General features: G+C 63.5%; 1 protein-coding gene. It reads right to left on the reverse strand.

The window, feature by feature from the left end; translation table 11 throughout:
* Positions 1-515, reverse strand: a 515-nt coding sequence (locus JK635_RS27835) for a site-specific integrase (protein ID WP_202651824.1), incomplete at both ends; no start/stop codon positions are given.

Here is a 515-nt window from a genome sequence, read left to right on the forward strand (position 1 = left end):
CTCGGTCGTTTTGATGTCACGGTGGCCCATCAGGTCATATAGCTGCTCTACGGTGGTTCCCAGCGCCAGCTCGCGTACGGCAAAGGTGTTGCGCAAGGTGCGGCCACCCTGGTGGTCGATCGAGGTCATGTCGGCCCGTTCAAAGGCCGCCTTGATCTGGCGGTAGAGCGTGGCCTGGTCGAGTTTTTCGTCCTTTCTCAACCCGGCAGGGAAAAGCAGCTTGCCCGGCACATCGAGGCCGGCGCGCTCTTTCATCCACGGCTGCAGGTAGGAGACATACTCCTGGCGCAGAATCGTGTCATGCGGCAGGCTGGTGCCATCCGTGGCGGCTGGATTGACGGCAACGGTGATGGACCCATCCTTAAGCGGCTGGCCGATGTTTTCGATGTAGAGGCCGCGGATCTCGGAGACCTTCAGGCCGGCGCCGATGGCCAGCACGAGCATGGCGCGGTCGCGCCGGCGCTTCCAGTTCTGGCGCGGGTCACCTGGCTCGCCAGGCAGGGCTTTGAGGAACG

The sequence above is a fragment of the Neobacillus paridis genome (genome assembly GCF_016765675.1).
In the GTDB taxonomy this organism is placed as follows: Bacteria; Bacillota; Bacilli; order Bacillales; family Cytobacillaceae; genus Neobacillus; species Neobacillus paridis.